At 51.5% G+C, this 14,534-nt stretch carries 13 protein-coding genes; 2 read left to right on the plus strand and 11 right to left on the minus strand.

Annotation, left to right across the window (positions count from 1 at the left end):
- Window positions 1–134: 134 nt before the first annotated feature.
- Window positions 135–674, plus strand: coding sequence for an NADPH-dependent FMN reductase (locus tag AC27KL_RS03530; protein ID WP_487168877.1), 540 nt, complete (start codon window positions 135–137; stop codon window positions 672–674).
- A gap of 157 nt (window positions 675–831) precedes the next feature.
- Here the strand turns inward: AC27KL_RS03530 and AC27KL_RS03535 are convergent, their stop codons facing one another.
- Window positions 832–2,385, minus strand: coding sequence for a carbohydrate-binding protein (locus AC27KL_RS03535; protein ID WP_487168878.1), 1,554 nt, complete (start codon window positions 2,383–2,385; stop codon window positions 832–834).
- Between the two features lie 323 nt (window positions 2,386–2,708).
- Complete coding sequence (locus tag AC27KL_RS03540) at window positions 2,709–3,221, minus strand: transporter family protein (protein ID WP_156124737.1); 513 nt, start codon at window positions 3,219–3,221, stop codon at window positions 2,709–2,711.
- A 202-nt stretch (window positions 3,222–3,423) separates the two neighbouring features.
- Here AC27KL_RS03540 and AC27KL_RS03545 point away from each other — a divergent pair, with 202 nt between their 5' ends.
- Window positions 3,424–3,999 carry a nucleotidyltransferase family protein gene (locus AC27KL_RS03545; RefSeq protein ID WP_487168879.1) on the plus strand — a complete coding sequence of 192 codons (576 nt, stop codon included), beginning with the start codon at window positions 3,424–3,426 and terminating at the stop codon, window positions 3,997–3,999.
- 79 nt (window positions 4,000–4,078) lie between these two features.
- On the opposite strand, the gene AC27KL_RS03550 is transcribed toward AC27KL_RS03545, so the two are convergent.
- The 9 genes from AC27KL_RS03550 to AC27KL_RS03590 form a co-directional block, all read right to left on the minus strand.
- A complete protein-coding gene (locus tag AC27KL_RS03550; RefSeq protein ID WP_339324572.1) occupies window positions 4,079–5,044 on the minus strand; it encodes an ABC transporter ATP-binding protein in 966 nt (321 codons plus the stop codon).
- Entirely contained in the window at window positions 5,037–6,020 is a 984-nt protein-coding gene (locus AC27KL_RS03555; RefSeq protein ID WP_487168880.1) for an ABC transporter ATP-binding protein, read from the minus strand. Before AC27KL_RS03555 ends, AC27KL_RS03550 begins: the two co-directional genes overlap by 8 nt.
- A gap of 14 nt (window positions 6,021–6,034) precedes the next feature.
- The gene (opp4C, locus tag AC27KL_RS03560) at window positions 6,035–6,964 is read right to left on the minus strand and encodes an oligopeptide ABC transporter permease (RefSeq protein ID WP_487168881.1); all 930 of its coding nucleotides are present in this window, start codon (window positions 6,962–6,964) and stop codon (window positions 6,035–6,037) included.
- Between the two features lie 14 nt (window positions 6,965–6,978).
- Window positions 6,979–7,935 carry an ABC transporter permease gene (locus tag AC27KL_RS03565; protein ID WP_487168882.1) on the minus strand — a complete coding sequence of 319 codons (957 nt, stop codon included), beginning with the start codon at window positions 7,933–7,935 and terminating at the stop codon, window positions 6,979–6,981.
- A 79-nt stretch (window positions 7,936–8,014) separates the two neighbouring features.
- Window positions 8,015–9,763, minus strand: coding sequence for an ABC transporter substrate-binding protein (locus AC27KL_RS03570; protein ID WP_487168883.1), 1,749 nt, complete (start codon window positions 9,761–9,763; stop codon window positions 8,015–8,017).
- A 246-nt stretch (window positions 9,764–10,009) separates the two neighbouring features.
- Complete coding sequence (locus AC27KL_RS03575; protein WP_487168884.1) at window positions 10,010–10,759, minus strand: ArsR/SmtB family transcription factor; 750 nt, start codon at window positions 10,757–10,759, stop codon at window positions 10,010–10,012.
- Between the two features lie 476 nt (window positions 10,760–11,235).
- Window positions 11,236–12,552 carry a hemolysin family protein gene (locus AC27KL_RS03580; RefSeq protein ID WP_487168885.1) on the minus strand — a complete coding sequence of 439 codons (1,317 nt, stop codon included), beginning with the start codon at window positions 12,550–12,552 and terminating at the stop codon, window positions 11,236–11,238.
- Window positions 12,553–12,948: 396 nt separating this feature from the next.
- Window positions 12,949–13,404, minus strand: coding sequence for a spore coat protein GerQ (gene gerQ / locus AC27KL_RS03585; protein WP_445164767.1), 456 nt, complete (start codon window positions 13,402–13,404; stop codon window positions 12,949–12,951).
- A 59-nt stretch (window positions 13,405–13,463) separates the two neighbouring features.
- A complete protein-coding gene (locus tag AC27KL_RS03590) occupies window positions 13,464–13,886 on the minus strand; it encodes a cell wall hydrolase (RefSeq protein WP_339324566.1) in 423 nt (140 codons plus the stop codon).
- Window positions 13,887–14,534: the final 648 nt, after the last annotated feature.

A 14,534-nucleotide genomic window follows, 5' to 3' on the forward strand; every position in this document is an offset into this window, starting at 1 on the left:
CCAAAAAAATTTAATGCACAAACTTTTTGTAAGTGGCTTGACAAAATATATGCGCAGAGTTTATGATACTGACAACTGATCATGCATACCTCATAAATGACGAATAAAAACGAATGATAAGGAGAGAAAACAATATGTCCAAATTGAACATCGGTATTATTTTGGGAAGCACCCGCGAAGGCCGTTTGAGCCCGCAGGTTGGGGAATGGGTCAAAAAAATCGCGGATGAGCGCGGCGACGCAAACTACGAAATCGTGGACATCGCCGATTACAAGCTGCCACTTTTGGGTGAAGCAGACGCTGCCGAGCAAGCCGAAGCATGGAACAAAAAGCTTTTCAGCCTGGACGGCTTCGTGTTTATCGTGCAAGAGTACAACCACAGCATCTCGGCTTCCCTGAAAAACGCGCTGGATTACGCGCGCGACGCCTGGTTTAATAAAGCAGCGGGCATCGTGAGCTACGGTTCCGTGGGCGGCGCCCGTGCGGCCGAGCATCTGCGCGGCATTTTGGGCGAATTGTCCGTGGCGGACGTTCGCGTTCACCCGGCGCTTTCGCTGTTCACCGACTTCGAAAATTTCTCCACCTTCAAACCTGCCGACCTGCATCTGACGAACCTGAACGGAATGTTGGATCAAGTGCTGGCATGGAGCGGCGCTTTGAAGACGTTGCGATAAACAATGCGGAAACCGCCCTGATCGGCCATCGAGAGATGCCGAAAGGGGCGGTTTTTTATATGCCTTTTGCCGATGCCAAACTCGGTGCCATCATCAAAAAAAGCGGCGCCGCCGGGCTTCGTTTTTCCCGTGCAGGCATGCCGCTGAAAGGTGTCATTTATTTCATCTGCCAAAGGGCCGGTACGTTCGGCGGCTCCCACCCCGTCAACGAGGTATGGGGCTGGCGGCAGACATAGGTTTTCCCTCCGTAAGTAACTTCGTCGCCGGATGTATAGCCGACATTCGGGGCCCAAGCTTGAGCGCCGCCCTGTGCATCCGTCGTGACGGCAATCACGGTGCCTGGCGACAGGTTTCCTGCCGCATCCCTAGCGGTCACCGTAAACATGTAGCTTGTATTTGGCGTCAAACCGCCGATGACGGCACTGGTCCCGCTTACGGTAACGCTCCCCGTTCCATAGGATACGGTATAACCGGCAACGCCGACGTTATCCGTCGAAGCGGTCCAGCTCAACGAAACGCTGGTTGCCGTTTGGGACGTAACGATGACGTTCGAAGGAGCCGTAGGCGGCACGGAATCCGGCACCGGCGGACTTAACACGTCCAGATAGGCGCGGTGGCTGTTCGAAAATTCGAACTGGTTGAAGCGGTCCCAGTTGATGGACCATGTCATCAGCCCCCGGAAATCCGGATAGCCTCCGGCATTCCCCCGCATCGTATAACCGGGCAGCTGAACCCCTTTGATCAAGGCATCGAGCGCTTTATGGACTTCGCTGACGGATGTGAATCCCCCTCCCGCATTCGCGTTCGCCGGAAGTCCCAACACGACTTGATCCGGACGCAGCGCCGGAAAGAAGCGGTTCGGATTTTTCGCAACCGGAAAACCGGTCAGCACCATGTCCGCCATCGCGACATGAAAATCCGCCGTTCCCATATTGTGAAACTGATCATCCAGTCCCGTGATCGGCCCCGAATTATAGTTCTGCACTTGGAGCCAGTCGAGTATATCCCGCGTCGCGTCAATGACCGGCAAATAAGCACCCGCACGGTTGTCGCAGCTGATGCAGCTTCCCCCGTAGAACGAATACCCCAGCTGCACGAAAAAAGTCTCGGGCGCCATCGTCAAATAAAACGACTCCGTCCCGAAATGATCGTTGATCGTGCGCAGCGCCGAGATCAGGTTGACGATGACCGGCGTTGTCGGATGCTTAAAATCGGTGTCCCCTGCATTCAAATAAAGCGAATGGCCTTCAAAATCGACGTCCAATCCGTCAAAGCCGTATTTTTCGATGATCGCCGTGACGGAAGCCACGAAATTATCGCGGGCTTGCGCGCTTGCAAGCTGCACCTGCCCGTTCGCGCCTCCGATGGAAATGAGGACCTTTTTCCCTTGGCTCTGCAGATAGGCAACGTCCGCCTTAAAATCCGCTTCCGTGTAATTGTAGGGCGTAAAACCGATCGTCCCGTTGGTCGCCCCGGCGGCTGGTTCCGCGAAAGCGACGTTGACGACGTCAAACTTGGGCGAAACGTCGCGGAGCCTGATAAATCCGGAGCCGTTGTCGAAGTTGTGCCAATACCCTACCATCGTTTTGCTCCCTACCGCCGCATGGGCTTTGGGTACGGCTGCCCCGAATCCTTGGATCAAAAAGCAAAACGTCAATGCAATCAAGACCATGCTCCACGTTTTCCGGAACGCGATACGTTTGAGGATCATCGGGCATATTCCTCCTTGTCATGGGATGAATGATACCGCTTCCAAAGGATGGTTCTCGGCTTGAACCGCCTGGCTGCCCCTCCCTTCTCCCGAGGCGTTTACCGGCCATCTCCTTTGAGCGATTGCTTACCTCTCCATTATCAGGAAAAGGGATGCCGAGCAGAAGGGATAATATACTACACAAAGGGATAAATTTCCATATTATGTATTCTTGAGGGTTAATCCGCAGAAATAAGGGCTCGGATTGCTCGCCTTTCGGTTTTGTCGCGCAATAAACGCGAAAAACGGCAAACCGGAATCGGTTTGCCGCTTGACGATGACGATTAATAAGCCAACACGCTGGATGTATATTCAATGCTTTGTTCGAAAACACCGTTTTTATTGATCGAATGAATGCAAGCAACGCGGTAATAAAAACCTTTCACTCCGGTAAAGACCGCATCTCCAACGACGAAATCGGACGAATTTTTGGAGAACAGGGTGGAATTGACGTTCACCCAACCGGTTCCCGTGAACCGCTGCAGGGTTACGTCGGCTTTAATGACATCGACCACCGTGGTAGCGGTCGTATCGGCATTCACGCTTAACTTCCCGTTGCCGATGGCCGAAATGTTTGCATTCCCGCCAGCCAGATACAAATAATTGCCGTTAATGCTCAAGCTATTCAATGTTTCCGGAGGTGGTGGTGTGAGAGCGCCCGGCTCGGTCACTGCAGAAGAAGTAGCGGTATTGTCGGCTGCGTACGATTCGGCTCCCGCCCCGGTCGCCAGCAGCATGCTGAGCGCAGAGACGGCAACGGTCATGGTTAATAGCTTGCGAACATTGGATTTCTTCATACTCTCACCTGTCCTTAAATGGTTAATATTGGAATACAATATGTATAACGTTTGAAACGTGGACAAGTTTCGCTGTTACGCGAATTTTTTTGTGAAATTTGCTTCTTTTTCGATTTCGCCGTCTGTTCGTGTAGTATAATAGGGTTTCGTTTCGCGTAGTGGCTATTTTTATATCGGTTATTTTCGATCAAGGAGGGAAAACATGATCCAATCCGAACAAGATCTGATCCGCCTCGTGCAGCAGGACGACTGGATGATGGACATTCTTCATGCCGCCAAAACGCTGCATCTGCCGGACTGGTGGGTTTGCGCCGGCTTCGTCCGCTCGAAAATATGGGACGTGTTGCACGGCTTTGCCGAAAGAACGCCCTTACCCGATGTCGACGTGGTCTATTTTGACCCCGGTCACCTGGACGAGGCTGCCGAAAAAGAACTGGAGCGCAAGCTATATGCCATCCGTCCGAACGTCCCGTGGTCGGTCAAAAACGAAGCCAGAATGCACATGATCAACCAAATGCCCCCTTTTATCTCGTCCACCGACGCCATTGCGAATTTTACGGAAACCGCGACGGCTCTTGGCCTGACGTTGGACGAACAGGACCGCGTTCGGCTGACGGCTCCGCACGGCATAGAGGACGCCGTCAACCTGGTCGTTCGGCCGACTCCTTATTACATTCAATCTCCGGATCGGGCACGAATCTACGAGAACCGCGTCTCGAAAAAACGGTGGAGCGAGACCTGGCCCCGCGTCGTGATCGAGCATATTCGGATGGTTTAACGTATTCCCCCTGGATGTTTTCGCTAAAAAGGCATGGTTCCTAAAGGAGCCATGCCTTTTTCATATTCAAGATTCAAACCTACGCCAGATGGCAAGCCACGAAATGCCCGCCGCCCGCGTCGCGGAACTCCGGCACCTCTTCTTTGCATCGAGCTACGGCAAACGGGCAGCGCGTATGGAATTTGCAGCCGGCCGGCGGGTCCGCCGGATTGGGGATGTCCCCTTTCAGGACGATCCGTTCTCGTTTCAGCTTCGGAATCGGAATCGGCACCGCCGACAGCAGCGCTTTGGTATACGGATGAAGCGGATTTTTGAAAAGTTCGTCCCGCGATGCGGTTTCCATCATCGAACCCAAATACATCACCCCGATCCGGGTGCACAAATGCTCGACCACGCTAAGGTCATGGGAGATGAACAGGTACGTCAGCCCCCGCGTCTCCTGCAGCTTCCGGAACAGATTGATGATCTGGGCCTGGATCGACACGTCCAGTGCGGATACCGGTTCGTCCGCAATGATCAGGTCCGGGTTCAGAATGAGCGCCCGCGCAATCCCGATCCGCTGGCGCTGCCCTCCCGAAAACTCGTGCGGAAAGCGGTCGATGTGATAGGACGACAAGCCGCAGGATTGCAATACTTCAAGCACCCGGTCGCGGATTTCATCCTTGGGCACGAGGCCGTGGTCCAGCAGCGCCTCGCCGATGGCGTCTCCGACGCGGATTCGCGGATTTAACGAGCTGTACGGATCCTGGAAGATAAGCTGCATGCTCGGACGGATTTTGCGGAGCTCATCCGAAGACAAACCGTACAGGTCGATGCCTTTGAACTTCACTTCGCCGTCGGTTTTCTCAGTAAGGCGGATGATCGTTTTTCCGACCGTGCTTTTGCCGCTTCCGGATTCGCCGACGAGGCCGAAGGTTTCCCCTTTCTGAATCGTCAAGCTGATGTCGTCGACGGCTTTCACGTGCCCGACCGTCCGGTTCAGCAGCCCTTTTTGTATGGGGAAATATTTTTTTAAATGATTGACTTCAAGCAATGCCTCAGGCATGGACCAGCGCCTCCTCGTACAGCCAGCAGGCAGCCTTCTGCTGCTCGCCGACTTCTTTCAATACAGGCTGCTTCGTTCTGCAAATGTCCATGCAGTGCTGGCAGCGGTCATGGAAATAGCAGGATTCCGTCAACTCCAGCGGATTCGGGACCTGGCCCGGAATCGAATACAGCTCATCCGTGCGCTGGTTGATGATCGGCTTGGATTTCAGCAACCCTTGGGTATACGGGTGTTTCGGCGATTGGAACAGCTGGACGACTTCGCCTTCTTCCACGATTTTGCCCGCGTACATGACGATGACGTAATCCGCCATTTCGGCCACGACGCCGAGGTCGTGGGTGATCAGCATGATGGACATGTTGTTTTGTTCTTTGAACTGGCGGAGAATATCCAGGATTTGCGCCTGGATCGTTACATCGAGCGCGGTCGTCGGTTCGTCGGCGATCAGCAGCTTCGGATTGCCCGAAATCGCGATCGCGATCATGATCCGCTGGAGCATGCCTCCGCTCAGCTCATGCGGGTAAGAATCCGCAATTTGCTCCGCGCGCGAAATGCCGACTTTTTCGATCAGTTCGATCGCCCGTTTCCGGGCTTCCTTTTTGCTCAGCTTCTGATGGACGAGCAGCGGCTCCATGATTTGCTGGCCGATCTTCAGGACGGGATTGAGCGAAGACATCGGCTCCTGAAAAATCATCGATATTTCGTTGCCGCGAAGGGAGCGCAGCTCGTTTTTGCTCAATTTCAAAAGATCCCGGCCCTCAAATTCGATTTGGCCGTCCACGACTTTGCCGCCGGGTTCCTCTACCAAACCCATGATCGACATGGCGGTCACGCTTTTTCCGCAGCCGGATTCCCCCACGATGCATACCGTTTCGCCCTCGCGAACGCGGAAGCTGACATCGTTGACGGCTTTGACCGTGCCGTTTTCGGTATTAAAATGCGTGCTGAGATGATTTATTTTCATTAAATCTTTCATCGGAAGTTCCCCACCTACCTCTTCTGTTTAGGATCAAGAACGTCCCTGAGGCCGTCCCCGAAAATGTTGATCGCGATGACGGTGGCGAAAATGGAAAAGCCCGGAGGAACCCACAGCCATGGATGCTCCTGAAAATCGATCAGGTTGTTTGCCGCGTCGATCATGTTCCCCCATGTCGGCGTCGGCGCCATGACCCCAAGCCCGAAGAAGCTGAGCGCCGATTCGCTGAGAATCGATCCGCCGATGTTCAGGGTCGCGATTACGATCAATAACGGGACGATGTTCGGCAGCAAATGGTTGAACAGTTTGCGGCGGTCCCGGAGCCCGAGCACGACGGCGGCCTGCATGAATTCCCGCTCCCGCAGGCTCAGCATCTGGCCCCGTACCATCCGGGCGAGGCCCGGCCAGTTGACCAAACCGAGCATCACCATGACGATGTACATCCGGTATTCGGTCGGTACCTTCCAATCGGAAAGCAGCGCCCCGAAAATAAACAGCAGCGGCAGTCCCGGAATCGTCAGCAGCAAATCGGCGATCCGCATGATGATTTGGTCGACGATGCCCCTGTAATACCCTGCGATCGCTCCAAGAAGCGAACCGATAAAAACGGACAATACCATGGACGCCATGCCGACGGTCAACGAAATGCGCCCGGCCTGGAGCACGCGGGTGAGGACATCCCGGCCAAGGGCGTCCGTTCCCAGCCAGTGCTTAAGGCTCGGCGGTTTATTCATTAAGGCCATGTTGACTTTATTGTCCGTATAAGGCGAGAAAAACGGCCCGATGAAACAAGCCAAAAACATAATAACGACTACGACGAGCCCCGAAACCGCGAGCTTGTTTTTCATCAGCCTGCGCATCGATTGCTTGAAAAGGGATGATGATTTGGCAGGAGCGTTTTTCGCCCCGACCGCCTCCGGTAGCGGAGTGCTGTTCAGTGACATGTCTGGTCCCCCCTCTAATGCAGCCGGACGCGCGGATCGGCGATATGGTACAAAATGTCGGATAGCAGCGTCCCGATGACGGTTAGCACCGCCAACAACATCGTAAAGCCCATGAGCAGCGGGTAATCCCGCAGCCCGAAGGACTGGATGTACAGCTGCCCGATCCCCGGCCAGTTAAAAATTTTCTCAATGATCAGCGAACCGCCGAACAAGGAAGGAAGCTCGAACCCCACCAGCGTAATGGCCGGCAGGAGCGCATTGCGAAGCGCGTGTCTGAACAGCACCTTGTTTTCCTTCAATCCTTTGGCCCGCGCCGTGCGGATATAATCCTGTTTGATGACGTCGATCATGTTGCTGCGGAAATAACGGGTCAAGGAACCGACGCCCAGCAGCGTCATGACGATGACAGGGAGCGTCATATGATGAATGACTTCCTTGACGTACGCCAGCCCCGTCGCGTTGCTGCCCGTCGTCAGCATGCCGCCCGGCGGCAGCCATTTCAGGTCGACGGCGCATATTTTGATCAGGAACAAACCGATAAAAAACGACGGTAGAGACATGGCCGCAAAAATCAAAACCATCACAAGCGTGTCGAACCAGGAATACTGCTTGTACGCGGAAACAACGCCGATGATGACGGCGATCAGCCAGGTAAAAAACGTCGATACGGCCGCAAGCAGGAAGGAGTTCCATATGTACTCGTTAAACAGCGTCAACACCGGCTTCTGCTGCGCCAGCGAGAACCCGAAATCGCCGTGCAGCGCGTTTTTCATCCAAATGCCGTATCGCTCGAGCAGCGGTTTGTTGAGCCCGTAAATTTCTCGCAGCTCAGCCTTGCGCTCGGGGCTCAATTTGATATTGCTGCTGATGAAATCCCCGGGCGTCAGCGCATACAGGCAAAAAATCAACAGCGACGCGGCCAGCAAAATGATCACCATGTAGCTGATCCGTTTCGTTAAATACGCACTCATCATTAGCCTCCTAATCGCATGGTCCCCCGCCCGCGGCGATCATGCCGCGATAAGCGAGGGACGGGATGGTTGTTACGGATTATTGCGCCGGTTTCAGCGTCCAGTCCGGAAGACTGTTGGCCAAGCCGACGAACGGGCTAACGGACAGGTTGTCGATTCGTCCATTGTATCCATAGACGGTTTTTTTGTAGCTCGTGAAAATGATCGGCAGTTCGTCGTTCAGCAGCTGGAAGATTTCTTTGTAAACCTGTTTCCGCTGCTCGATGTCGGATGTCGCCAAGCCTTTTTCAAACAATTCTTTGAATTTCGGATTGTCGTAGCCTTTGATCTCGCCGTCCATGAATTGCACGATGCCATCTGAAGGGTCGGTCAGCATCGGCGTGGAGAAGGACACGAGATCGTAATCTCCGCTTTCCACTTTGGAAATGAGCGAGTTGAAGTCCGCGAACACTTCCGGCTCGAATTTTACGCCCAATGCCTGGAAGTTTTCTTTGGCCACGGCGATGAAAATATCGGTTTGCTTGCTCTTGGACCCCAAGTAATGGATGGTCAGCTGTTTGCCGTCTTTTTCGCGGATGCCGCCTGCGCCTTCTTTCCAACCTGCTTCGTCCAGAAGCTGCTTCGCTTTTTCCGTATCGAATTTATATGGGTTGATGCCTTCTTCCGTGTACGCCCAGGAGATCGGGGAAGCCGGAATGTTCGCAACCGAACCTGCTCCCTGGTTGGCGTCCACATAGATGCTTTGGCGGTCCAAACCGTACGTGAGCGCTTGCCGCACTTTTTTGTCCTTAAGCGCTTCATGCTCCAGGTTAACCTGAAGGTATCCATAGGAACTAGGCGTGTAAGGGATGATGTTCACGAAACCGAGGCTTTTCAGCTTCTCGATGTTTTCCGTCGTGGCGCTGAACGAAGCGTAGTCAACTTCGCCGGTTTCGAGGTACTGCCATGTGTCGCCTTCCGACGTTTTATAGATGAAGCGTTCCGTTTTCGGTTTGCCTTTGTAATAATTTTCGTTGGCCACGAAACGGACTTCCTGTCCCGGAATGAATTTTTCGAGCTTGTATGGTCCGCTGCCGACCGGGTTCGAATGAAGTTTTTTGATGTAATCCAATTGTCCGAACTTGTAGTCTTTGCCGTAATAAGCTTTGGACAAAACCTGTCCTCCCAGCATGACGAGCGCGGTGGCGTTCGGCTTCTCGAGCGTTACGGAAATCGTCTGCGGATCGATGACTTTGATCCCTTCGATGCTTTGCGCTTTGCCTTCTTTATACGCTTGCGCCCCTTTCACGGCGAGCGTCGGAACCATGGAATCTCCGTCGTACGCTTTGTCGAACTGAATCGTCCACGTAAACGCGACATCGTCCGCCGTCAGTGGCGATCCGTCGCTGAATTTCAGGTCTTTGCGCAAATGGTATGTATAAGTGAGCTGATCGTCCGATACGTCCCATTTTTCGGCCAGATCAGGAATTGGCAGCCCTTTATCGTCAACGGTTACCAAAGAGCTGAACAACAGGGAATTGACGTTGCCGTCGTATCCGCTTTGGGTAAAGTATGGCGTAAACGCGCCGCTCGGATCGGTGAGCCCGACGATAATCGTATCGGTACGCTGCTTGGCGACCGCCGGAAGTTTGGACATGTCCGCTGCCGTGTAAGGTTCCGCTAACCCGGATTCGCCGCCCGGCGCCGTCGTATTCTCTTTCGCGCCTTGATCGGTTTGCGCGGCATTGCCGCTTGGAGCCTGCCCCGCATCGTTGTTGTTCGAGCACGCCGACATCAGCAGCGAACCGACGAGCATGAGCGACGTTAATAAAATGACACCTTTTTTCATGAAACTCTAACCTCCCGTTTTGTACCCATCTCGATCATTCCTATAAGATAAGTATGAATTAAGATTCCATTAATTATTGTCTATTATAGGAAGCAAACCGAGTTCTGTAAATAGAGAACTTCAAAAGTTTTCTGAAAAAATTTTTATAAGGCGCAATCGGCTTGCACGGATAACGCTTTTTGCTAACGAATGAACGATCAAAAAACCTCCTTACTGCCCGCCAGGCAAATAAGGAGGTCCCGGAACTTATCCCTCTTCAATATAACGGTAGATCCGCTCTTGAAGCTGATCCAAAGCCCGTCTTCTCAAGCTGTACTCCGTCAGGTTTTCGCCTTCGAAATGCGCGTAAAGCACGCCGGCGCTGCGGAGTTTCGAGATATGGTCATGCGTGATGCCTTTGGAAAGCTTCAGATGGCTGACGATTTCCGTGAACGTGCGCGGTCCCTGGTTCAAGAATTTCAAAATTTTCATCCGTTTTTTTTCGCCCAGGCTGCGCAGCAAACGGAGATCATGCGTCGGAATGAGGTCCTCATCCCCCAAATAGATGCGCGCATTATAATGGCAGACGAGCATGCTCCCGTATTGGGCCACCATATTCAGCGGTTGAAAATGATATTGCGGCACAAGCACGAGCTTCTCGATTTCGGGAAGCGGCTTGAAAAGCATGCCGTTGGTCGTTTCGTCGACGAATTCTTCGCCATCGATTTCGGTCAAACGCCGAAGCCGGTCTTGTTTTTCTTGCTCTAAAGCGAGCAGGATGGCCGGATCGACATGTTCGAAATATTGCTCATGCCACTGCCGGAACAGGTGAATCGTTTTTTCATGGAAAACCTCGATGTCTTCCTCCGGAAATTCATTGCCGTTGGCGGCGAAAAGCTCGATCAAATCATGGGTGCTCAATTGCCCGAACCAATCGAGAAAGCCGTCGACCCCCAACCCTTCGGGAGCAACGAAAGCGGTCAAATACGCGAATCCCCAATCTCCGTTAACGAGCATGTCATCCAGCAGGCGGGCGAATTCAGGGGTGAGCCGCTCCTTTGTTTCTTGTGCCCAGCATGGGGCAAGATCTATCTTTTTGTGCGACTTTCGACATATGTAGGAATGCAAGCTATTCATAAACTCGTGAACAGGCTCGAACGCAATTTCTAAATCAAACGCCAACTTCTCTCTCCTCCCTCCCATTTTACGAAACGAAATTGACTTCATTATAACGTGAACACTTTAAAGCAATCCACTATTTCCATCGTATAACTTAGGAATGCATAACATTTTTATGCAAAAGCATGCATCCTTTTGGCGGTTGGATGAAGACCGTTGCCATCATACCAGATATTCCGCCGCCCCTTCAACAATCCAAAAACATCCCGCAACGCTGAACGCCGGGCCTTTTAAGCCCCAAATTCGATTTCCCCCGTCTTGAACAACAAAAAGACACGGGGCGGATGCCCCGTGCCTTTCATCTATTTCACACTTTATGCGCCCGCTTCCTCCGCCATCACCTGCGGAACCAGAAGCTTAATCCTTGAGATGCGCTTATGATCCGTTTCCTCCACTATGAAAACATGCCCGTCGACTTCGGCCGATTGCCCCTTATGCGGCGGGATCGTCTCGATATGGGAATACAGCCAGCCGCCTACGGTGTCGTAGTCGGTCGTATCCAAATCAAGCCCGAATCGGTCGTTGATTTCTTCAATGAGCATCAAGCCGTCAATCGAATATTCATGTTCCTGAATTTTTTCGATGCCGGGACGTTCCTCGTCGAATTCATCCTGAATTTCACCGACGATTTCTTCCATAATGTCTTCCAGGGTTACGAGCCCGGATGTGCCGCCGTATTCATCGATCAAAATGGCGATCTGGGTCTTTCCCCGCTGCATCAGCTTCAGCAATGCGCTGATCTGAATGGATTCCGGTACAGCCAGGATCGGACGAATTAAAGTATTATATTCGGTAGCCGTAGAACGCAATAAGTCCTTAATATGAATGAATCCGATAATATGATCCTTGTCACCATCGCAAACCGGGTATCTTGTTCTCATGCCTTCGTAAGCAATTTCAAGATTTTCTTCTCGGGAAAGCTGCGTGTTCAGGCAGATCATTTCCGTCCGGGGAATCATGATTTCCCGTCCGGTCGTTTCCGCAAAATCGAAAATATTGTCCACCAGCGCAAGTTCCGTATTGTCGATCAAGCCGTTTTTGTTGCTTTCTTTCATCAAAATCCGTATTTCTTCCTCCGTATGGGCGGATTCGGATTCCGATGCCGGGGCGATCCCGAAAAGGCGCAGCAACGCATTGGCAAGCCCGTTTAATACCCAGATGAAAGGATACATCAGCTTATTAAAATAAACCATGGGAGCGGCCGACATCAGCGCGACGGATTCCGACTTGCGGATCGCCATCGATTTCGGCGCCAATTCACCAAGCACGATATGAAGAATGGTAATGATGAGAAACGCGATGACCACGGCGATCCCGTGAACAGCGGCTTCTCCGAAGCCCAAGGCGTGAATCAGAGGTCTGACGAGGGTTGCTACGGCCGGTTCCCCGAGCCATCCAAGCCCCAGTGATGCCAACGTGATGCCAAGCTGGCAGGCGGACAAATAAGCGTCCAAATTGTTGACGATGCTGCGGGCGAACACCGCGCCTTTGCGGCCTTCGTCAACCAGCGTTTCCACGCGGCTGCTTCTGATTTTCACCATGGCAAACTCCGCGGAAACGAAAAACCCGTTCAATAAAACGAGTATTACTACCCAAATCAAATTGATCAAACTCGGTAAGGGGTCAGTCAATCTTTTTCCTATTCACCGTACGTCTTGACCGGCAAATAGGTACACCTCCTTCGTATTTTGAGATCATGAGTCCTGTGATGCATAAAAATCGCGTTTGCCGTCAACTTCCCAATGGATCCATCTCCTATCTTAAGTCAAGATTTTTTGCAAAATCAGCTTGTGTATGATTTTGGAATATATCTTTAATTATATAATTATACACTATACAGTCAAACCATCGGGTATGACTGCATACGAAAGGGACCCGTTGTTATTGCAAGCAAAACTCTGATATACAGGCAAAAAGAGCCGCCTTTTGTCATTTATGACATGAAAGGCGGTCTTTTCGGCGTTGAAATCAAAATATGGAGTTAAAAAGGCTTCAAACCTCTAAATGTTGAGTTTGTCAGCGTTTTGTTACCGGCCTTGAGGCGGATTGCCGACGACGCCGGGATATTGGTAAACGAGAGGTTCGTTGAATACGATGTAATCCAGATTAAGCGTCAGCAGGAGGATTCGCTGTCCGGTGGAACGTTCGGAGATAATGATATGATCACGGCCTGCGGCTTCGATGACGCCGGTAAATATTTTGGCGTTCCATTGGGAATTGTTTTCGTACGTCATGTAAAAGGTTCCCGTTTTCCCCAAATTCAAACGCAAAATGTTCTCCACGTACGATTGCTCGAATTGCTGCTGCGGAGCTTGGATCACTGCTCCCGTCGGAGTCATCGGACTGCCGCTCGTGACTTGGGGCGGAACTGCGCCCATGCTTCCGGGCGTTCCCATGCTGCCGGGAGTTCCCGTGCCGCTTCCCGACACTCCTGGATAACCCCCCATTTGATAAGGCGATGGACGAAAAAACTGAGGCACCATACTTTCAAATCCTCCTTCAATTAAGTACGAAATCAAGTTTCATTCTGTTTTTTGCCCAATCAAAACACGTTAGGACAATCCGCGCTGGAGGGACTGAAGAAGCAATGGCTTTTGTATCGTCCCGTATTCGATTGATTGAACCAAGTTGCCGGACAGCCGCCCGTGGGGCGAAAAAACCATAAAGCATTCGAAGCCGGCCAAAACCGTTCGCCGTTAATGGCGCGTTGCGCAAGCCTGATATCCTGTTCTCTGGCCCTTTGATAAAAATACGACTTCTGCGGGGCTTCAAAACCGCCTGGGCTTTGGTAAACCATATCCCTGATGCTGCGGATATTGTTGAAATCCAGACAATTTCCCAGAATCCTGTTCACGCCGACGTTGCCGACCATCAGCATGCCGAGACTCCCTTCACCTTCAGCTTCAGCCCTCATCAAACGAGCGAGCAGTCTTGTTTGCTCCGTGTTCGTTTTGATAACAGCCAAGTGTCTACCTCCCTGCATGAATGATTTTCCTTATAAGTGTATGTGCATTCGCCCAGTTGAGTGACAACAAATCTTTACAACTTGTACCCTATTGCGACATGGATTGCTTACTTTTTGCGTTATAATTTTCTGTATTTAGGCGAATATGAACTGCTTTGAACACTCGTTGAAATAGTGATAGTTGTTGCGAAATTCTTAGTTTTTAAAAAATATATGAATTTTATCGTAACTTTCATTATTTGGAAGTGTTATTAAGAGTAAGTACTAACAATACTTAACAATTAATGGTAAATGGAACGTAATAAAAATGAAAAATTTGCTGTTTTCTTATTGTCATTGAGTATGTTTGCTGCTTTAGCCCCAGCTGTAAGTGCTGCTGAGACACCTTAAAAATTTGAATGAAGGGGATTCTGTCAAAACTGATAGTTTTCAAATCGGTTCTAATGGACTAGCTGTCCTTACAGTTGTTCAATAATATAATGCTAGTGGACCAGATTTTGGACAAGGCCCTAGTGTCATTTACCTGCTTGTTGATCTAAATGGTAATGAGGTCGGAAACGCTATTAAAATTCCTGGAAAATACACTGATAAAAATTACTCTGTTGCCTTCAGAAACATCCCGCCGGGTACGTACCGTCTGGAAATAAC

It is taken from the genome of Paenibacillus sp. YAE3 (genome assembly GCF_057546105.1).